At 55.3% G+C, this 20,984-nt stretch carries 17 protein-coding genes; all 17 read left to right on the forward strand.

Going from position 1 to position 20,984, the window contains the following annotated elements:
* Positions 1-48: 48 nt before the first annotated feature.
* The 17 genes from HCX89_RS20115 (at position 49) to HCX89_RS20195 (ending at position 20,919) form a co-directional block, all read left to right on the forward strand.
* Positions 49-651: a type II secretion system protein gene (locus HCX89_RS20115; protein WP_028781345.1), complete on the forward strand. Its 603-nt coding sequence runs from the start codon at positions 49-51 to the stop codon at positions 649-651.
* A 34-nt stretch (positions 652-685) separates the two neighbouring features.
* The gene (locus HCX89_RS20120) at positions 686-1,204 is read left to right on the forward strand and encodes a prepilin-type N-terminal cleavage/methylation domain-containing protein (RefSeq protein ID WP_093983822.1); all 519 of its coding nucleotides are present in this window, start codon (positions 686-688) and stop codon (positions 1,202-1,204) included.
* 108 nt (positions 1,205-1,312) lie between these two features.
* A complete protein-coding gene (locus tag HCX89_RS20125) occupies positions 1,313-1,780 on the forward strand; it encodes a Tfp pilus assembly protein FimT/FimU (RefSeq protein ID WP_167717171.1) in 468 nt (155 codons plus the stop codon).
* The gene (locus tag HCX89_RS20130) at positions 1,770-2,270 is read left to right on the forward strand and encodes a prepilin-type N-terminal cleavage/methylation domain-containing protein (RefSeq protein ID WP_045282604.1); all 501 of its coding nucleotides are present in this window, start codon (positions 1,770-1,772) and stop codon (positions 2,268-2,270) included. Before HCX89_RS20125 ends, HCX89_RS20130 begins: the two co-directional genes overlap by 11 nt.
* Positions 2,270-3,106 carry a PilW family protein gene (locus tag HCX89_RS20135; protein WP_167717173.1) on the forward strand — a complete coding sequence of 279 codons (837 nt, stop codon included), beginning with the start codon at positions 2,270-2,272 and terminating at the stop codon, positions 3,104-3,106. Before HCX89_RS20130 ends, HCX89_RS20135 begins: the two co-directional genes overlap by 1 nt.
* Positions 3,096-3,569, forward strand: a complete 474-nt coding sequence (locus tag HCX89_RS20140; RefSeq protein ID WP_096141120.1) for an MSHA biogenesis protein MshP — start codon at positions 3,096-3,098, stop codon at positions 3,567-3,569. The genes HCX89_RS20135 and HCX89_RS20140 overlap by 11 nt, the downstream gene beginning before the upstream one ends.
* Complete coding sequence (locus HCX89_RS20145; protein ID WP_167717175.1) at positions 3,562-7,026, forward strand: DUF6701 domain-containing protein; 3,465 nt, start codon at positions 3,562-3,564, stop codon at positions 7,024-7,026. Before HCX89_RS20140 ends, HCX89_RS20145 begins: the two co-directional genes overlap by 8 nt.
* 120 nt (positions 7,027-7,146) lie before the next feature.
* Entirely contained in the window at positions 7,147-8,589 is a 1,443-nt protein-coding gene (locus tag HCX89_RS20150) for an inorganic phosphate transporter (protein WP_101058391.1), read from the forward strand.
* A gap of 208 nt (positions 8,590-8,797) precedes the next feature.
* Complete coding sequence (locus HCX89_RS20155; RefSeq protein WP_025011854.1) at positions 8,798-9,847, forward strand: rod shape-determining protein; 1,050 nt, start codon at positions 8,798-8,800, stop codon at positions 9,845-9,847.
* 42 nt (positions 9,848-9,889) lie between these two features.
* Positions 9,890-10,768 carry a rod shape-determining protein MreC gene (mreC, locus tag HCX89_RS20160; protein WP_039034090.1) on the forward strand — a complete coding sequence of 293 codons (879 nt, stop codon included), beginning with the start codon at positions 9,890-9,892 and terminating at the stop codon, positions 10,766-10,768.
* Positions 10,765-11,253, forward strand: a complete 489-nt coding sequence (mreD, locus tag HCX89_RS20165) for a rod shape-determining protein MreD (protein ID WP_025011856.1) — start codon at positions 10,765-10,767, stop codon at positions 11,251-11,253. Before mreC ends, mreD begins: the two co-directional genes overlap by 4 nt.
* 1 nt (position 11,254) lies before the next feature.
* Positions 11,255-11,857 (forward strand): nucleoside triphosphate pyrophosphatase, encoded by a 603-nt coding sequence (locus tag HCX89_RS20170; protein ID WP_025888280.1) that lies wholly within the window; start codon positions 11,255-11,257, stop codon positions 11,855-11,857.
* A 131-nt stretch (positions 11,858-11,988) separates the two neighbouring features.
* Positions 11,989-13,455, forward strand: coding sequence for a ribonuclease G (gene rng, locus HCX89_RS20175; protein WP_044735291.1), 1,467 nt, complete (start codon positions 11,989-11,991; stop codon positions 13,453-13,455).
* Complete coding sequence (locus HCX89_RS20180; protein WP_167717177.1) at positions 13,455-17,765, forward strand: YhdP family protein; 4,311 nt, start codon at positions 13,455-13,457, stop codon at positions 17,763-17,765. The genes rng and HCX89_RS20180 overlap by 1 nt, the downstream gene beginning before the upstream one ends.
* Positions 17,689-18,534 carry a carbon-nitrogen hydrolase family protein gene (locus HCX89_RS20185; RefSeq protein WP_028781337.1) on the forward strand — a complete coding sequence of 282 codons (846 nt, stop codon included), beginning with the start codon at positions 17,689-17,691 and terminating at the stop codon, positions 18,532-18,534. Before HCX89_RS20180 ends, HCX89_RS20185 begins: the two co-directional genes overlap by 77 nt.
* Positions 18,535-18,570: 36 nt before the next feature.
* Positions 18,571-20,019 (forward strand): metalloprotease TldD, encoded by a 1,449-nt coding sequence (gene tldD / locus HCX89_RS20190; protein WP_028781336.1) that lies wholly within the window; start codon positions 18,571-18,573, stop codon positions 20,017-20,019.
* A gap of 465 nt (positions 20,020-20,484) precedes the next feature.
* Positions 20,485-20,919 carry a hypothetical protein gene (locus tag HCX89_RS20195; RefSeq protein ID WP_025012165.1) on the forward strand — a complete coding sequence of 145 codons (435 nt, stop codon included), beginning with the start codon at positions 20,485-20,487 and terminating at the stop codon, positions 20,917-20,919.
* The last annotated feature ends 65 nt before the right edge of the window (positions 20,920-20,984 follow it).

A 20,984-nucleotide genomic window follows, 5' to 3' on the forward strand; every position in this document is an offset into this window, starting at 1 on the left:
CTTAACGGAACTGCTAAAATCAGTGGCGAACAGGTGGAGGAAACCTAGATGAAACGACAGATGCAAGGCTTCTCGTTAATCGAGCTGGTGATAGTGATAGTGATCCTGGGCCTGCTGGCTGCAACCGCTATTCCGCGTTTTTTGAATGTGACAGATGATGCCGAGGATGCCAGTCTCGAAGGTGTAACAGGTGGCCTCGCCACTGCAGTCAGTTTTGTGCGCTCCCAATGGGAGGTCGATGGTCGCCGTAACAACTCGGTGATCCTCGATGGTACGACAGTGTCTCTGGATACCCGCTTCGGCTATCCGACCGGTACTGGCAATACCTCGGCCACTTCCATGGATGATGCCAGTTGCCAGCAAGTGTTCAATACCGTGCTGCAGAGTGCACCCAAGAATGTGCTTTACAGTGCCGATGCCAGAGATCAACGCTATACCGTCAGGGCCTTGGAAGGAGCAGGTGCAAGCGCCACAGCCATTAACGGCACTGTGGTAACCGGGCTGGATCTCTGCGTCTACCATCAGGTGGCATCTCTGGTGCTGAATCAAAGCTCGGGTGTGGCGACACCGGCACCGGATCTCAACACCACAGGCGCCAAGGGAATTACCTATAACCCGGGTACTGGCCAGGTATTGAGTTTCAGCAACTGATTGAATTGAATTTTTTGAACCAAAGGAAAGCGCTATGCAAAGACAACAAGGTTTCACCCTGATTGAACTGGTGGTGGTGATCATAATTCTCGGTATTCTGGCGGTGGTAGCAGCGCCCAAGTTTATCAATCTGCAATCAGATGCCAGAGCTTCGGCCCTGCAAGGAATGAAAGGGGCGATTCAAGGAGCCAACAGCTTGATTTACTCCAAAGCCGCCTTGGCCGGAGTTGAAAAGCAGCCTTCTACCACTGTGGATATCGCGGGTACGACTGCTACTACCGATGATGTCGCCATCGTTTTTGGCTATATGGCCGCGAGTCAAGCTGCATTTCAGGCAGGAATGGATGCTCGGTTTGATGCCGGCACTTCGCCAACGGCAACGGGTTCGAATGACTGGGTTATCGATGGAACTACTGATGGGCAGGTGACTATTTGGCAACGCGGTGCGCCAGCCGATGTCGCCAATCCGGCAGCCAGCTGTAAGATTGTTTACGTAGCACCTACAGCAGTCGGAGCATTACCCACTATTACACTGACAGACAATGGTTGCTAATAGCCTGTAGCTGAAAAGGCCTGCCAAGCAGGCCTTTTTTACGTCAGGATTCAAACTATTGGGCTTATTTGCCATACTTGACTGAGTATGGAATTGGCGGGAAATCATATGGCTGTGACCAAGGGGACAGGCACCCGGGGATTTACTCTGGTGGAGTTGGTAGTGACTATCATGTTGCTGGCCATACTTTCCGTCGTGGTGCTGCCAAAATTGGTATCCTCCAGCAGTTACAGCGCCTGGACGCTGCGACAGGAATTGATTGCCGAGTTGCAAAAGACCCAGATGTTGGCACTCAATAATCCCGACCGTTGCTATCGGCTCTCTATCAGCAACAGCGCCTATCAACTCAGCCACTTGACCCAGGACTGTACGAGCGTCATCCGTAGTAATAGCGTCGAAAGTCTGCCGCGTAATACCCGGATACTGCTTCAAAGTAACGGTGCTGACAGTTTTCAGATTCAGTTCGATGCTTTGGGCCGCACCAACCTTGCCTGCAGTGGCGCCTGCCTCTCTGTGGTCGCCGATGAAACCCTGACTATCGCCATAGAGTCCGAGGGCTATATCCATGAGGGCTGAAGCGCGGGGATTCACCCTGATAGAGCTGGTGATCGGCATGTTGGTACTCGGTATCGCCCTGGTGCTGTTGACCAGCGTGCTGTTTCCCCAAAGCGATCACGCGGCGCAGACTCTGCATAGAGTGCGCAGCGCCGAGTTGGCTCAGGCTGTGATCAATGAAATCTGGGGCAAGCGTTATGATGAGCATAGCGGCGCCAACGGTGGCCTGCCCGCCTGTGACGGTTTGGGTGGTGTCAGTTGTACCCAGGTTAGCGATTATGGCCCGGATGGTGAGAGTCGGGATCAGTTTGACGATATCGACGATTACCATGGCCTTAACGAGCAGAGCCTGATGCTTAATTCCAGCCTGAGTTACCTGAGTCACTACCCTGGGTACAGTCTCAGCGTCCAGGTATCCCAGTATCAAGCCAACAGCAAGCTGGTGACTGTCACGGTAACTACCCCTGCGGGCGAAGCTATCCGTTACGACGTGCTGAGGAGTAATTTCTGATGCGCAGCAGGCAGGGTAAGAGATTCATACAGATCAAAGGACAAGGTTTCGCCAAGGGCTTTACCTTGGTGGAGTTGGTCACAGTGATCCTTATCCTGGGGATTCTGGTGGTGGGTGTCAGCAGCTTTATTATCTTTGGTACCCGTATTTTTGTGGATTCTACCGCCGTCAACAGAGTGCTGGGCAGCAGTCGTTTCGTGATGGAGCGACTGAGCCGGGAGCTGCGTAATGCCGTGCCTTCCAGTCTCAGGTTGCAGTCCAGCTCTCAGCTGCAGTGTTTGGAGTTTCTGCCCATCAGTGCCAGCGGCAGCTATCTGTCATTGCCACTGGCGCCGGATGTCCAGACGGACACTGCCACAGTGTTTGCGCCGGCAACGGCTATTTCGGCCGGTGAACAGCTATTGGTGTACCCGCTGACCAATGCGGAGATTTATGGCAGTGGCAGCAACAAGCGTCATGCCATAGATAAGGTGGTGCTCAATGGCTCACAGCTGACCTTGCAGTTTGCCGCTGCGGTTAATTTTGCCGAAGCCTCACCGGCGAAGCGCTTTTATGTGGCCGGGCAACCTGTCAGCTACTGTTTTTCTTCGGTGGATGGCAGCATTCGCCGTTATAGCAACTATGGTTATCATGCCGGTCAACCTCTGCCCGATACTATGGGCTCTGGAGCCTTGATGGCCGAAGGCTTGAGCAATGATATTGCCACCAACCCGGCGGTGCAGCTGTTGCCGGCCACTCTGGTCAACAACGCCATAGTGCAATTGCGGCCAGAGTTTTCGGTCGTCGGAGAGCATTTTCAGTATCAACATCAAGTGCAGGTGATCAATGTTCCTTAGTCGAAATTATCACTGTTATGCGCAAAAGCATCAGGGCGGCAGCGCCTTGGTGATAGCCATCTTTGTAATATTGGTGATGTCGCTGTTGGCCGTGACTCTGTTGCGGGTTGGCGGCGACGCCGATGAAAGCGTCAACCTGGAAGTCTGGGGCTTAAGGGCGCTCAACGCTGCCAACAGCGGCGCCGATGCGGCCCTGGCCAGGCTGTTTCCCTTAAGCGGTGGCACTGCCGGCTGCGCCGCCGTGGGCTCAAGCTGGACAGCGCCGGATGTGACCGGGTTTCACGGCTGCAATGTACAGCTCAGTTGCGATACCTTAAGCCAGGACACCAGCCCGGGCAGTGCCAAGTTGTATCGTATTCGCAGCACGGCTGTATGCGAGAGTGGCAGTTGTGGTGTGGGCGCGGCAGATGACAGTCAATGCCTGAGAGTGAGCCGGGTTGTGGAGGTGGAAGCCCGTGAATAGTCGCATATTACTCTTGCTCGGGATATTGCTTGGCGGCCTGCCCGCGCTGGCATTGGCTGTGCCTCAGTGCAGTGATATATTTACCGACCCTCCGACAGGGAACCATTTCAATGATGGTTTTGTGCCGCCTGCCAATCTGCCTCCTAGCCGTGGTAATTTAACTTGTAGACAAAGTTGGTTTGACCCTCTTTTTTGTGAACAGTCACTGGCTCCGGGAGATTATGATTTTGATCGCGGTAGTTTCTCCCATGGCAGTTTCCTGAATCCAACAACAACGACCACCAGGTTATATTTCGATGACCTAGAGCTGAACAATGCCACTCTGAACCCAGGTGGAAAGGCCGAGAATCTGATCATCTATGTGCGTAACTCTTTGAGTATCAATGGTCATGACACCATAAATGCGATCTTGTATGTCGAGGGTGCAGTGCAGATAGCTGGAAATGGGTCCTTGGATGGCGCTCTGGCATCTGGGGGAGCTTTGGTGATTACCGGTAACTCGGATGTGGATATTGATCTCGGTGCAGTCGAAGACGCCGATTTTGGCGGCATGTGCAGTAATGACCAAACGCCAGTGCTGGGGTGTTTCAGCGATGACTTCAGTTCGGCTTCCCTATCGGCAGATGATTGGGCCATCAAGGTGCTGGGCAATTCAGTGCCGCCCAGCATAGTGGGTGGGCGTCTGCGTTTGACTCCTGCCCGAGGCAATCAGGCAACCTCCAGTACCTATCAGCGCTTATTTCCGGCCGAAGGCAACCTGGTAACAGTTGAATTTGATTATTACGCCTGGTCGCCCCAGAGTGGTACCGGCGGTGATGGTGTGGCGGTGATCCTTTCTGATGCGGCCGTGACGCCACAGCCGGGCAGTTTTGGTGGCGCCTTGGGTTATGCCCAGCGTAATGATGGTACCCCGGGTTTTGCCGGTGGCTGGTTGGGGGTGGCACTGGATGAATACGGCAACTTTTCCAACCCCACAGAAGGGCGTGTCGGTGGCCCGGGCTTTCGCCGTCAAGCCGTGTCTATTCGGGGCGCTCAGGCCGGTTCCTATCGATACCTGACAGGTACAGTTGCCAATATTTATCCCAAGATAGATGTGCGTAGCAGCTATTACCCCGCTCCTGGGCACAGGTATAAGATTACTGTAGATTCCCGCCAGGCCAACATGGCCATGGTGTCTGTTGAGCGGGATACAGGTGCCGGTTACCAAACTCTGGTTAGCCCATTCAATGCCCGGAGTTTTATTGGCCAAGGGAGTGTGCCGACAGATTTTTACCTGTCGCTCACCGGCTCTACCGGCGGTTCCAACAACAACCATGAGATAGACAATTTCCAGGTTTGTGCTTTGGACTCCAAGGCAGTGGGTGAGCAGGTTCATCATTTTGAGTTTGATTACAGCAGCGCACCTTTTACCTGTCGTGCCGAACCCATCACCTTGAGGGCCTGTAAAAATGCCAGCTGCTCAGAGCTCTTCACAGGTACTGTTACCGCCAATCTGAGCCCTAACCCCGTCAGTAACGGCCGTTGGTTACCGGCAAGTTCGGTGACTTTCAACGGTGGCAGTACCCAAATTCAACTGCAAAAGTTTGATCAAACGCCGCTGACACTGGGGGTTTCCTCCTCGACTCCGGCCACCCGCCCAGGCAGTGACACCCTTTGCCGAAGAGGCAGCGGTCCCTTGAGTACGGCCGCCTGTCGCCTGAGTTTTGCCGATAGTGGTTTCATTTTTGATGTGGCAGATAAGCTGGCCAACAAGCCAGAGACAGGAGTGCTTGTTAAGGCTATGAAGTCAGATGGCACAGCCCAGTGTGTACCGGCCTTTGCCGGTACCAACAAGACGCTTTCGTTCTGGAGTGAGGCGCTGTCGGCAGTTGTCGGTTCACCCAAGGTGCAACTGAAACCGACAGGCGCCCTGAGCTGGCAGGATATAGGCAGCAATCAAGCTGCCGCCACACCGCTGACCTTGGCCTTCGACAGTCAAGGCCAAAGCCGAATCGATATCAATTATGCCGATGCCGGTCGGGTCGAGCTAAATATCCTCTATAGAGGAACGACCAGCGAAGGGGATGCCGGGCTGGTGATGCATGGCGCTGATGATTTTGTCAGCTTCCCGTTGGGATTCTGTGTCGAGGTAGAGCAATACTGCCAGGCCGCGGATGCCTCCTGTGCGCCTTTTCGGCGAGCGCAGGAAAATTTCCCACTCAGCATCAGTGCCAAGGCCTGGGCGGATAATGGTAATGCCGATCTCTGTAAAAACCTCACCACACCTTCCTATCAGCAGGCAGATCTCTCTTTATGGCATAAGCTGATTGCACCGGCTTCAGGTCAACCCGGTGAACTGCAGCTGCAGCAGTATGATCATCTGCACCAGCAAACGCCTGAGAATAACCGGCTCGCTCAGGCGGTCAGTGAGGTTGGGGTGTTTGAATTTGGCGTCACGGCGCCTTTGCCCTACGAGGGCAGTGTGGCCTTCCCGAGTCTGGTGGGCAGCGCTTATTGGCAGGGACCTAGCGGCAAAACCATAATGCCCGTCGGGCGTTTTGTGCCGGCCTTTTTCCGAGTCGATGAACCCAGTTTGCTGCCGGCCTGTAATGGTTTCAGTTACATGGATCAGCCATTTGAAGTCAGTTATAAAGTCAGCGCTTTGGCACTGGATAGGCAAGTGACTCAAAATTATGTCGGTGATTTTGCCAAGGCTTACAGTCATTATCAGGCAGCCAATCAATTCGACGGAGTCGCGTTGGACAGCCGGGTTTCGGGGGGCGAGATCACTTCAGATACCTGGGTGGATGGCCTGGCTGAGTTCCAAGGGCAACTCAAGTTTGCCCGCAAGGACCCGGTTGCAACAGACGGGCCTTTCCCGCTTTTGGATATAGGCCTGGAAATTCAGGATCCGGACAAGATTGCCGAGCTGCTGGACAGCAATATGCAAAGCGATTTCAGCGGTGACTGCTCTGTGGCAGGCAGCTGCAGCGCCGTGCGTCTTGGTAGCCAAAAGATGCGTCATGGGCGTTTGCTGTTGGACAATACCTTTGGCCCGGAAACCCAAATCTTGAGCATGGCGGCGAGGACAGAGTATTGGGATGGCAGTGGCTGGCGTTTGAACGCCCTGGATAACTGCAGTGTGTTCAACACGCCGCTTGAATATCAACAGGATCAACTCACCCTGGGTTACCACTATGAACCTGCGCTCAGTGCCGGGCAGAGTATTAGCCGCTCCGCCAGCGGCGGCAACACAGTCACCGCCTTTGGCGGCGAGTTTGAACTCTTGTGGCGTGCGCTCGGAAGCTCCGGCTATCGCGGCAAGGTGACGGCGCCGCTCAAGACGCCCGAATGGTTGCAGTGGTACTGGAATTGGAATGGGCTTAATGACGGCACACTTAGCGACCCCAGAGCCAGTGCCTTCTTTGGCCGTTATCGCGGCAACGACAGGATCATCAGTTGGCGGGAAGTTAACTGAAGCCGAATAACAACAGTGTGAAGCAAATCACTAAAGCGCCAAGATGTAGATAATTTAACTTTGTCTTCAACTCACATTGAGCATAATCGACAGCCTCTGCTGTATTTGGCTGATTAAATTATGTTGGAAGCGCTTGCGGGTTTGGGGTGGATCTGGTCTTTGGGGCTGATCCTGGCTGTACTTTTTGTGTTGGCATACGAGTTTATCAATGGCTTCCACGACACCGCCAATGCGGTAGCCACTGTGATTTATACCAATGCCATGCCGGCCAGAGGCGCTGTGCTGGCCTCGGCGCTGTTCAATTTTGCCGGGGTGTTGCTGGGGGGGCTCGGTGTGGCGTACGCCATAGTGCATCTGCTGCCGGTCGGGCTCTTGTTGGACATGGACTCCTCCCAAGGCCTGTTGCTGGTGTTCTCCCTGCTGTTCTCGGCCATCGTCTGGAACCTGGGTACCTGGTTCTTCGGTATTCCCGCCTCCAGCTCCCACACTCTGATCGGCTCCATCATGGGGGTCGGTGGCGCCTATGCCTGGCTCAACGGCCAATCGCCGCTGGATGGGATCAATACCGGCAAGGCGATAGATATCATGCTCTCCTTGCTCTTGTCTCCAACCCTGGGCTTTATTCTGGCGGCGATTTTGCTGTTGGTGATGAAACGTATCTGGCGTAAGCCCAAACTGCATCGCACTCCGGCAGAGCAGATGGCGGTCAACGGCAAGAAGCATCCGCCATTTTGGGCCCGGATTACCTTGATAGCCTCAGCCATGGGGGTCAGTTTCGCCCATGGCTCCAACGACGGTCAGAAGGGCATAGGTCTGGTGATGTTGGTGCTTATCTGCATGGCGCCGGGTTATTTTGCCCTGGACTTGAACAGCCAGGGTTTCGATATGGACAAGACTCAGGATGCCAACCGGCGCATCATGGCTCTGTATGAGCGCAACCCGCAGCTGGTGGCTAACCTGGGTGAGCACGCCGCCGACAGTCGCTGTCAGGACTCGGCCATAGCTTCGATGCAAAGCCTGGATAGGCTCCTTGAGCAAGGGAGTACAGTAACAGAGTTGACCCAGGAACAGCGCCGGCAAGCCAGGCAGTTGATCCTTTGTATCGATGACAGCACCCGTAAGTTGGCCAAGCAGCCCTTGCCTGGCGCCGAGGCTACTCAATTGAAGCACTGGCGTGGTCAGCTTAACGCCATGACCGAATATGCGCCGCTATGGGTCATAGTAGCCGTTGCCCTGGCTCTGGGTTGCGGCACCATGGTGGGCTGGCGCCGGATTGTGCACACGGTTGGCGAGAAAATCGGTAACGGTGGCATGACCTACAGTCAGGGGATAGCCGCGCAGTTGACCGCCGCCGGTTCTATCGGTATCGCCAGTATGACAGGCATGCCGGTATCCACCACCCATATCCTGTCTTCGGCCGTGGCCGGCACCATGGTAGCTAACGGCTCCGGGCTGCAAAAAAATACTATCAAACAGATCCTGTTAACCTGGGTACTGACATTGCCTATGACCATAGTTTTGTCTGCCGGACTCTTTATGCTGGTGCAAACCCTTTTTGCTTAATAAGCACACAAATCATGTCAAGGGATTGGCATGATCCAAGCTTTTGGCAACTTTATCTCAGCGCATTCCGACAGCTTTTACAGATATATGCCAAAAACCCTCACGGATTAGCGAATGTTAACCCCGCGAGTCTTGTGGAATGCCGGAGGCATTGATAAAGTTAGCTGATTTTCATTTCTTCTGACTCCACAGAATACAGGCTAGTTACATGTTCAAGAAGCTGCGTGGCATTTTTTCTAACGATCTGTCGATCGATTTGGGTACAGCTAACACTCTCATTTATGTTCGTGAAGAAGGCATTGTATTGAATGAGCCTTCCGTGGTCGCCATCCGTGGCGAACGAAGCAGCTCTGGGCAGAAATCCGTGGCCGCAGTCGGTACTGAGGCGAAGCAGATGCTGGGACGTACCCCCGGCAATATTCAGGCCATCCGCCCAATGAAAGATGGGGTTATCGCCGACTTCTACGTGACCGAGAAGATGCTGCAGCACTTTATCAAGCAAGTGCACAACAACAGCTTTTTCCGCCCAAGCCCTCGGGTACTCGTGTGTGTGCCTGTAGGTGCCACTCAGGTTGAACGCCGCGCGATCAAGGAGTCAGCGATGGGCGCCGGCGCCCGTGAGGTTTACCTGATTGAAGAGCCAATGGCAGCCGCCATAGGGGCCGGACTGCCGGTTTCCGAAGCCACAGGCTCCATGGTGGTGGATATAGGTGGTGGTACCACTGAAGTGGCCATCATCTCGCTCAACGGCGTGGTTTACTCCTCTTCCGTGCGTATCGGTGGTGACAAGTTTGACGATGCCATCATCAACTATGTGCGCCGCAACTACGGCAGCCTGATTGGTGAAGCCACAGCCGAACGCATCAAGCACACAATCGGCACGGCTTATCCAGGCGATGAAGTACTGGAGATTGAAGTGCGCGGCCGTAATCTGGCCGAAGGGGTACCGAGAAGCTTTACCCTGAACAGCAATGAGATACTCGAAGCGCTGCAAGAGCCGCTGTCGGGCATTGTCAGTGCCGTGATGGTAGCACTGGAGCAGTCGCCTCCAGAGTTGGCGTCCGACATCTCTGAGCGCGGTATGGTGCTCACAGGTGGTGGTGCCTTGCTGCGGGATCTGGACCGTCTGCTGATGCAGGAAACCGGGATCCCTGTAATGGTCGCCGAAGATCCGCTTACCTGTGTGGCCCGCGGCGGCGGTAAAGCACTGGAGATGATCGATATGCACGGCGGTGACCTGTTCTCAGAAGAAAACTAATACTTTCCAGCACAGGCGGTATCTTACCGCCTTAGCTTTTCTATGAAGCCTATTTTTGTTCGCGGTATTTCAAATCAGTTCAGGTTGACACTGGCAGTGGTCATGTCGGTGATCCTGCTGGTTGCCAATGATCGTCTCGAACCTGCGAGACAGTCGCTGGCATCCTTACTGAGCCCTCTACAGTACCTGGCCAATGTGCCAGGTGAGCTGCTGGATTGGTCTGCCCAGAGTTTGGCGACCCGTGACATGCTGGAGCAGCAAAACAAAGAACTCTTGCGCCAGCAACTGCTGATGAGTGAAAGACTGCAGCGTTTTGAACACCTGCGCCAGGAAAACCAACGCCTGCGTGAACTGCTGGGCTCTCCGGTGCATATGGACTCGCGCAAGATGGTGGCCGAGGTGATGGAAGTGGCCAGCGACCCCTTCCATCATTATGTGGTGATCAACCACGGCAGCCGCAACGGTGTGTTTGTCGGTCAGCCTGTGGTGGATGCCCAGGGGGTTGTCGGCCAAGTGGTGCAGGTCAGCGAACTCACCGCCAGGGTGTTGCTGCTCTCCGACCCCAAACACGGCTTGCCGGTGCGTATTACCCGCAACGATGTGCGCCTGATAGCCAACGGCATAGGCGAACTCGATGAGATAGAACTCAGACACGTGGCCAAGAGTACCGACATCAAGGTCGGCGATCTGCTGGTGACTTCCGGGCTGGGCAACCGCTTCCCGGAAGGTTATCCGGTGGCGCGGGTGATTTCGGTTTCCCGGGACGATGGCCAGAGTTACCTCAAGGTCACGGCGCAGCCGCTGGCGGCCCTGGACCGAATCCGTTATCTGCTGCTTATCTGGCCTGAAGACCATCCCGGCGCCAAGCCTGAGTCACAAGAGCCGGCTGCAACCGACGCCAACAGTGGAGCCGAATCATGAGTCTGGAAAATGCCAATGGCCGTTTGGCGGTATGGCTGACCCTGCTGCTGGGTATGCTGCTGCAGATCATGCCGGTACCGGAAATGTTCAGCGCCTGGCGCCCCGATTGGTTGGTGCTGGTGATGATCTATTGGGCCGTAGCGCTGCCCCACAGATACAATATTCTCACCGCCTGGGTGTTGGGGGTGCTACTGGATATTCTACTGGGGGCTACCCTGGGGATCCGCGCACTGGCCATTTCCCTGGTGATCTATGTGGTGGTACTGCACTTTCAGAAGTTGCGTAACTTCCCCATGTGGCAGCAGTCTTTGGTGATCGCCAGCTTGATCTGCTTCTATCATCTGATTATTTTCTGGGCCCAGTTTGTGGTATCAGGGGCGCATTTCACCATGGAGCTATTCCTGCCTTCCCTGTCCAGCCTGGTTATTTGGCCCTGGGTCTTCTGGATACTGCGCCGCATCAGGCGCCACTACAAGGTACGTTAATATGCCGCTGATTTTGGCCTCAGCCTCCCCCAGACGCCGCGAGCTTTTGGCACAGCTGGCGCTGGGAAATCCGAACTTTGGTTTTGAGATCCTGCCCGCCGATATCGACGAGAGTCATCAAGCCGGGGAAACCCCGGAGCAGTTTGTCAGCCGTTTGGCCGAAGAGAAGGCTGCAGCAGGTTTAGCCCTGTGGTGCGGGAACCCTGAACATCAGGAAGGGTCTGATACTCTAGTGCTGGGCTCAGATACTATAGTGGTATTGGGCGACAGAATTTTGGGTAAACCCGTGGACAAGGCCGATGCCTGCGCCATGCTCAAGAGCCTAAGTGGCCGCAGTCATCAGGTGATGACTGCCGTGGCCTTGACCGATGGCAAGCACACAGAGGCGGCTATGGTGGTCACCCAGGTGTACTTCTGCGACTTGAGCGATGCCGATATTCAGGCCTATGTTGCTTCGGGCGAGCCCATGGACAAGGCGGGAGCCTATGGCATTCAGGGGCTGGGTGGCAGCTTTGTCGCCAAGATTGAAGGCAGTTATTCTGCGGTAGTGGGCCTGCCCATGGCCGAAACCCGGTCGCTGTTGCACAAGGCCGGATGTTTGTAAGCTCGCTTACACAAACTGACGAATTTTTAGCAGCTTTAACGCCCGCCAGCCGATAAAATCAATGAATTAACATCCAACAAGGGTAAATCGTGAATACCAGTCGCACAGTCAATAGCAAGGCTCCGCGGAAGATGGGGTCAGAACTGCTGATCAATGTGACGCCCACGGAAGCGCGAGTCGCATTGGTAGAACACGGTGTCCTGCAGGAAGTGCATATCGAGCGGCGTATGAAGCGCGGCCTAGTGGGCAATATCTACAAGGGCAAGATCAGTCGGGTTTTGCCCGGGATGCAGGCGGCATTCGTCGATATCGGCCTGGAAAAGGCGGCCTTTCTGCATGCCTCGGACATAGTGCCGCACACAGAGTGTGTTGCCGATGTGGAAAAGGGCAACTTCGTGGTGCGTGATATTGCCGAGCTGGTACGTCAGGGCCAGGACATCATGGTGCAGGTGGTCAAAGACCCCCTGGGCACCAAAGGCGCGCGGCTGACCACAGACATTACCCTGCCTTCCCGTTACCTGGTGTTTATGCCGGGCTCAAGCCATGTGGGCGTTTCCCAGCGAATAGACTCCGAAGAGGAGCGGGCGCGGCTGAAGAAGATTACCCTGCCTTTTGTCGACGATGACGGCGGCTTTATTATTCGCACCGCGGCCGAAGGCATAGGTGAAGATGAACTGGCGCAGGATGCCGCCTTCCTGCGGCGGGTGTGGGCCAAGGTCAGCGAGCGGCGCAAAAGGCCCAAGGCCACGTTGTTGTACCAGGACTTGGCCTTGCCGGTGCGAATTGTCAGGGACTTTGTTGGTGCCGAGCTCGACCGCATTCAGGTGGACTCGGGCCACACCTTCGAGGAGCTGCTGCATTTCGCCCAGGAGTTCATGCCGGAAATTGCCGATAAGATAGAACACTACAGTGGCCCGGCGCCGATTTTCGATCTCTACGATGTGGAGAATGAGATTCAGCGGGCGCTGGAGCGTAAGGTGGAACTCAAGTCCGGTGGCTATTTGATCATCGACCAGACAGAAGCCATGACCACTGTGGACATTAACACAGGAGCCTTTGTCGGCCACCGTAACCTCGAAGAAACCATATTCAACACCAACCTGGAAGCAACCCAGGCGATTGCCCGTCAGCTGCGGCTGCGTAATCTGGGCGGCATCATCATTATCGATTTTATCGATATGCTGCAGGATGAGCATAAACAAAGAGTGCTCAACAGCCTGGCCACGGCGTTGGCCAATGACAGAGTCAAGACCAATATCTCAGGTTTCTCCGGCCTGGGTTTGGTGGAGATGACCCGCAAGCGCACCCGCGAGAGCCTGGAACATGTGCTTTGTGGCGAGTGTCCTGCCTGCCGTGGTACCGGCTCGATGAAAACAGTGGATACCGTTTCCTTTGAGATCTTCCGCGAGATCATCCGCCTCAACCGCACCTATGATGCCGATGAATTCCTGATTTACTGTGCCCCTGCGGTACACGCCTGCCTGTCCGATGACGAGAACCACCTGGTGGCCGAGCTCGAAGTCTATATCGGCAAGCGTATTCGCATTCACTGCGAGCCCATGTATGTGCAGAGTAAATATGATGTGGTGATGGTCTAGTGCGGCTGTCTTTTTGCCCTCGAACCTTCGGCCGCTATTGCTGGCGCACCTTGGCCGTGACCTTGGTACTATTCGCCTTGATGGTGAGTCTCATCCGCGGGCTGTTGCCGCAACTGGATGAAGCCAAGCAGCAATTGGCCGACTATGTTGAGCGCGAATATGGCGTCGAGGTCAAGATAGGCAATCTGTCGGCCCGTTGGCAGGCTTTCGGCCCGGCGCTGACGGTTGAGGACTTGGTGTTACCGCCGCAGGAGCGTTTGCCGGTGACACTCATGGTCGACAAGGTCGATGTCAAACTGGATTTCTGGCAGAGCCTGATGACCGCCAGCCCGCAAGTGGAAGACGTGATCTTCGACGGGGTGCAATTGGCGCTGGATCTGGACCATCTGGGGCAGAAATCGACCGGCGCAGCCGAGGCTGTGAGCAAGCCGGCTCCTGCCACCAATATCGACTGGCTCTATGCCTTGCTGCTGGAGCAGTTGGACCGTTTCTCTATCCGCGATGCCAGTGTGCAGCTGTTGTCCAGCAGCCATGATTATCGCCCCATTCATCTGCGGGACCTCAGTTGGCGCAATAGTGGCAAGTTGCACCAGGGCCGCGGCGCTCTCTACCTGGATGAGCAGGCAACGGCGACCGAACAACTCACTCTAAGGCTGGATCTCAAGGGCGATGGCTACAAGCCTGGCAGCATCAAGGGCCAGGCCTATCTGCAGGCGCAGTCGCTGGATCTCGGCAAGTGGGCCTCGCGCCAACCCAACCCTTATAACCCACAGGCCAAGTTGCCGCTGGAGGGGGTGGTCAACCTGGAGGCCTGGGTCGGCTTTGCCAACCGCGGCCTGGAATCCGGGGTGATCAAGCTGTTGCCCAGCTGGCTGCGCTGGTCACTCAGAGATGAGCCGCAGAAATTTGCCATAGATGGCGGTGTGATTGCCTGGCAGCCCATAGCCGACGGCTGGCGCCTGGACAGCAGTGAGCTCAAACTGGCAACCAATGACAAACCCTGGCCCAAGCTGGAGTTCCATGCCATGGAAACCGCCGGGGTGCTTTACGGCAAACTCAATGAATTGCAACTCGATGGCCTGTTGCCGCTGTTGCCGCTTATTCCCGGCATGCCTTTGGAAGGCCTTTATAGCTGGCAGCAACTCAAGCCTCAGGGCAAGCTCGGGCCTCTGGCTATCTATCGCCCCAAGGACGGTGAACTGCAGGCCAAAGTGGCGCTGGAGCGGGTTAGCTGGCAGCCTGCCGAGTCCATTCCCGGCAGCACGCCAATCGATCTCTCCCTGGGATGGAGGGATAACTTCCTCAGCGCAGCACTGCCTAGCCAGGACTATAAACTGGACTTTGGCGATGGTTTCAAGGCACCGCTCAGTTTTCGCGCCGATGCCTTTGAGCTGGGCTTCTCAATCGACAGGCAAGCGCTGATGCTGCCGGCACTGCATCTGGGCAATGACGACATCAGCCTGGACGCCTCTATGCGTTTGCTGCTGGCCGACAAGCCACACCTGGCGCTGTCTTCCCGGGTCAAACTGCTCAACGCCGCCAATGCCGGGCGTTATTTCCCGCGCCATGCCATGGGCGAGTCGCTGGCCGCTTATCTGGAAGGCGCCATCAAGGCCGGTCGCAGCGATGATGCCACCGTGGTCTGGCACGGTGAGTTGGCCGGATTTCCCTATCAGGATCATTCCGGGGTATTTCAGGCTGGTTTCAATCTGACCCATGCCGAATATGCCTTCCAGCCGGATTGGCCGGCGGTGACAGATTTAAGTCTCAAGGCGCTGTTTGAAAATGCCCGGATGGATCTCTGGGTCAACAAGGGCAAACTGTTGAATGTGGCCGCCGATGGCGCCCATGTCTATATCCCCAAGATGGATCACCGGAGTCTGCTGCGGGTCGAGGCGCAACTGGCGACTCAAGGCAAGGATGCTACTGAGGTGTTGCAGCGCTCGCCGCTTAAAGACAGTGTCGGTATCACCCTGGATGTAGTGCAGGTTCAGGGGCCTGTCAGTGGCAAGCTGGATCTCAGTATTCCGCTCTATGAAGGCGAAGAGGAGCAGATCCTGGGCGAAGTCCAGTTTGCCGGGGTGCCGGTTTATATCCGTGAGCCCGGGGTGCTGCTCGATAAGGTCAGCGGCAAGGTGAGTTTTCATAACGAGGTGGTCAAGGGCGAAGGCTTGAGTGCCAGCCTGTTTGGCCAGCCGTTGCAGTTTGGTTTTGATACCGGCAAGGTCAACCAGAATATGGGGCTCAATGCCAGGCTCAAGGGCCAGTGGAACCTCGCTAACTTGCCGTCCGAGCTGGACAATCCTCTCAGCGATTTTTATCAGGGCGCGTTGGATTGGCAGGGGAATCTGAAGCTGATCTTTGATGAGATAGGCTATCGAATTCAAGCCAATGTTAATGCCAATCTCAAGCAGACAGAGTTGCTGTTGCCGCCGCCTTATCAAAAGGCATCTGGGCAGGCGCTGACGCTCAAGGCCGAGCTGCTTGGTGACAACAAGACCAGCTCCCTGGGCGTGCGTCTGGGGGATAAGGCCGAATTCTGGGGTGGCTTTGACGCCGATTCAGGTAAGGGCCTGAAACACTATGACCTGCTGCTGGGGCGCCTCTATCGCAGCGGCGATCAGTTGCAAAAACAGGATGGTCACTTACGGCTGGCCCTGGATGAGGTGGATTTTGCCCAGTGGCAGCCGCTGATCAACGCCTTTATCGGCGGTGGCAATCATGACAAAAAGGCAGCTACCGAGAGCCAAACAGCAGTTCAAGCCGTGACTCAAGCTAAGACCCAGGCAGAGACTCAAACCGAGAGCACGGCCGACACCACAAGCATTGCAGCCGACAAGGCCTTCTTCCCTCCGCTCAAGGGGATAGAGGCCAGAGTGAAACAGCTTGAGCTACTGGGGCAGCGCTTTACCGAGTTGCAACTCAGTGCCCGCCCCGGAGAGCATGCCTGGCAGATAGAGGGACTGTCGCCGGAGTTTTCCGGTCGGGTAGAGATCTACCCGGATTGGTACAGCCAGGGATTGAAGCTGGTGGCATCGCGCCTGTATCTAAATCCGATAGCGGCAGCAGCGGCTGAGCCCGATTCCAAAGCGCAATCCGAGCCCGAGCCTGAAACCCGTCTGCCTCAGGGCAGTGACCTGCCGCCGCTGGCGGTGGAGGTGGATGATTTCCGCTATCAGGATATGGCGCTGGGGCGTTTGTTGTTGCAAGCTAGCCCGTCTGCGACGGGCTATCAGATCCAGACCTTGGCGCTCAGCAGCGATGATGCCAGTTTGCAGGGCAAGGGTGAATGGCTGAGCCGTGACGGTAACAACCGGACCCAGGTTGAACTCAATCTCAAGGGAGATAAATTTGATCTGTTGGCTACTCGCTTGGGACTGGATCCCGGCGTGAAAGACTCGCCGCTGGAGGTCAAGGCCGAGCTCAACTGGCTGGGGGCGCCGCTGGCGTTTAATCTGGAGAGTCTCAGCGGTAAAGTACGTTTCGATCTCGGCAAGGGGCATATCGAACAGCTCAGTGACAAGGGGGCGCGGATCTTCTCCCTGTTCAGTCTGGACTCGCTTTTACGCAAGTTGTCACTGGACTTTACCGATGTGTTTGGCAAGGGCCTGTATTACAACTCCTTTGGCGGCGATCTGACCCTGGAGAACGGGGTGCTCAAGACCACCAATACCGAGATGGACGCCATTGCCGGTAACATGAAGGTGCGCGGCTATACCGATCTGGTTACCGAGAGCCTCAACTATGATATTCGCTTTGTGCCGCAACTGGCCTCCAGCGTGCCGACTGTGGTGCTGCTCAGTACCAGCGCCTGGACCATGGGCCTGGGGGCTTTTGCCCTGACCAAGGTGCTGGAACCTGTGATTGAGATTATTTCAGAGATACGTTTCCGCTTGACCGGCACCATGTCAGAGCCCAAGCTGGAAGAGTTGGAGCGAAAGAGCAAAGAGATAGAGATCCCTGAGTCAGCACTGCCACGGCAACCCAAGTCGGCGCCTGGGAAAGGACAGACTCAAGTGCAGGACGATGAGCCTGCGGCCACGGATGCAGGCCAAGGCGATCAAGCCAAGGACAACAAAGCCAAAGTGCTTAACAGCGACCAAGAGAGGGCTGTTGAAGAGGGTGGCGCTGAGACTGAAAAACCTTTGCCTCAAGCCGATAAAGTCACGCCGCTGCCGCTCAAATCGCCGAGTGAACCCAAGACAGAAGTGCCAGTGAAACAGGAAGTCGAACATGCAAGTCAGTCTGCTACAGTGTCAGAGTTGCCGCGAGCCGGAACAGAACCTGCAATTTATCGTCTCGCAGCTTGAGACTCTTCCCCGTCAAGATAATGAACCCCAACTCGTGGTGCTGCCCGAGTGCAGCCTGCTGTTCGGCGGCCATGAGAGCATGCAGTTGGCCTGGGCCGGAGAGCCTGGGCAAAGCCCGCTCAAACGGCAGCTGGCCGAACTTGCCACCCAATTTCAGGTATTCCTGCTGGCCGGCTCTATTCCGGTAGCCAGTGGCGATGGCCGGGTTTACAGCCGCTGTTATCTGTTTAATGATCAGGGGCAGGTACTTGGCGACTACGACAAACTGCATCTGTTTGACGCGGAAGTGACCGACGGTACAGGCCAATACCGCGAGAGCGATACCTTTTGCCCGGGTGAGCGGATAAGCGTGGTAGATACCCCTTTTGGCCGCATCGGCCTGGCTATCTGTTATGATCTGCGTTTCCCGGATCTGTTTCGGGCGCTGCGTTTGCAAGGCGCCGAGATCATCGCCTTGCCCTCGGCCTTTACCAAGGTGACAGGCGAGGCGCACTGGGAAGTGTTGCTCAGAGCCAGGGCGATAGAAACCCAGTGTTTTATACTGGCGGCGGCGCAATGGGGCCAGCATAATCAAGGAAGCCGCGAGACCTGGGGCCAGAGCATGATAGTCGACCCCTGGGGACGCATTCTGGCGCAGAAGGCCGAAGGCACAGGCTGGGTGCAGGCGCGTTTGGACAAGGCCGAGTTAGCGCGGGTGCGCAGCGCCATGCCCGTAGAGACACACAATAGATTTTTGCCGCCGCAACTGGGCGACGGTAAGCGGAAATAACCAACAAGGCCACAGGGCCGGATTGAGAGAGACCCAATGCCATTTTTAACCCAAGTGGGACAGAGTTTACTGCAAGAGGGACTGCACCTCGACGATCTGCAAACTTACCTGGAGCGAATCCACCAACACCAGGTGGATTTTTCCGATCTCTATTTTCAGGGCAGCCGTCATGAAACCTGGGTGCTGGAAGATGGCATAGTCAAGGAAGGCAGTTTTCATATTGAGCGTGGTGTCGGTGTCCGAGCCATCAGTGGTGAAAAGACAGGTTTCGCCTACGCCGATGAGATAACCCCCAAAGCCTTGGCTGCCGCCGCCGATGCCGCCAGAGGCATAGCCCAGACTGGGGGCAGCTATCAAACTCAGGCCTGGAAGCGCCGCGGCGCCAAGGCGCTGTATCTGAGTGAAGATCCGATAGCGGCACTGGAAGAGGGCCGTAAAATTGCCCTGCTCAAGGAAGCGGATGCCTATATCCGCAGCCTGGATAGCCGCATCATTCAAGTGGTGGTCAGCCTGGCCGGAGTGCATGAAGAGATACTGGTAGCTGCCAGCGATGGTACTCTGGCGGCGGATATCCGGCCGCTGGTACGCTTCAACTGCTCTGTGATCCTCGAAGAAAACGGTCGCCGTGAACGGGGCGGTGCCGGTGGCGGTGGTCGTCACCACTATCAAACCCTGATGGCTGCCGCTGATGACGGCTTGCCCATGTGTTTTGCCTTTGCCCGCGAGGCCGTGCGTCAGGCACAGGTCAACCTGCAGGCGATAGACGCCCCTGCCGGTGAAATGCCTGTGGTTCTGGGCGCAGGTTGGCCCGGAGTCTTGTTGCATGAAGCGGTTGGCCACGGTCTGGAAGGTGACTTCAACCGTAAGGGCAGCAGCGCCTTCAGCGGTAAGATTGGCCAGCAGGTGGCCTCCAAGTTGGTCACTGTGGTGGACGATGGCACGCTGGAAAACCGCCGTGGCTCGCTGACCATAGATGATGAAGGTACCCCGGCGCACAAGACAGTGCTGATTGAGAACGGCATTCTCAAGGGCTATATGCAGGACAAGCTCAATGCCCGTCTGATGGGGCAAAAGCCCACCGGGAATGGCCGCCGCGAATCATACGCTCACTTGCCTATGCCGCGGATGACCAACACCTATATGCTGGCCGGAGAGTCGGCGCCCGCAGATATTATCAAGTCGGTGAAAAAAGGCCTCTACGCCCCCAACTTTGGTGGCGGTCAGGTGGATATCACCTCGGGTAAGTTTGTGTTCTCGGCCTCTGAAGCCTACCTGATTGAAAACGGCGAGATCACCAGTCCGGTAAAGGGCGCGACCCTGATAGGCAACGGCCCGGAAGCCATGGGGCAGATCTCCATGGTGGGCACAGATCTTGAACTCGACAAAGGCGTCGGCGTCTGCGGTAAAGACGGCCAGAGTGTCCCGGTCGGGGTTGGGCAGCCAACGCTTAAACTGGACCGTCTGACGGTCGGCGGCACAGCCTGAGAAATGCTGTCGAATCCCTGATTCGGCAGCTGAATTTAGCACTGGTTCCTGCATTGCTCTTGGGCGAAGTTGATAGCCGCTGTGACGGCAGAAAGTCTTGGAGCAAATGCATCCCTTCGATTGTGATCTTTGCAGAAACAGGCCTGGCAAGGACAATTCTGCATGAACCTCCGAAAGTGAGCGTCTCAGAGAGTCTCATTTCCAAAAAACTGTCGTTATTTATCAGAGACTGCCCCCTGCAACGACCTTCCTTGCTGCTCAGAAAGTGTTTAGGATGTCCTGTATATTTTCCCATAACGCCCTTAAGTCGGAGGTAGTCAGTATGCTTTCAGAGGCTGGAATCGAGGCTGGCCCAAACAATGTAAATATTCAAAATGTCGAGGTTGTAACTACAATTGCGCCTGATGATGGCTCGTTTAAGTCAAATGATGCAGTTAAAATGAGAGAGCAAGTGGAGGCTTCAAAATGATTATTGATTCATTCTATGAGGATTTTGATGCTAAAAGTTGGAGCACTGAGCCTGATTTTGATTGCTATGGGGATGAGCTAGCGTTTTACACTGAAGGGACGATACTCTTTGAAGGTGAAGACAGTGACTTTTATATTAACATCTACTTGTTAGAGTTTATAGTTGAAGTAGACATAATGTTGAGGCGAAGGCTTGGTCAGCGTTTCTTTGAGGAATGTCTTAGTCTTCAACTCTCTGGCGAATCCCTATCTTTTTCACGCAGTGAAAGTGAATTATTCGTATCAATGGCACGCCAAAATAAGATTGTTGCCTATGATTGGGCTAGATTTATTGAGCTTTTTCTTTCTGTAAAAATGCAGTTCAAAAAGAAATTAAACGAGCACTATCCTAATATATCTAAGTTTATAGAATTTAAACTGCTGTTGGACTAATAACCAGAAAAAGACAGGAAAAAGACAGGACAGCCAGATCTTTTTGATGTTTCGCACAGGCTTGA

It is taken from the genome of Shewanella sp. Iso12 (assembly GCF_012030025.1).
Taxonomy (GTDB): Bacteria; Pseudomonadota; Gammaproteobacteria; order Enterobacterales; family Shewanellaceae; genus Shewanella; species Shewanella algae.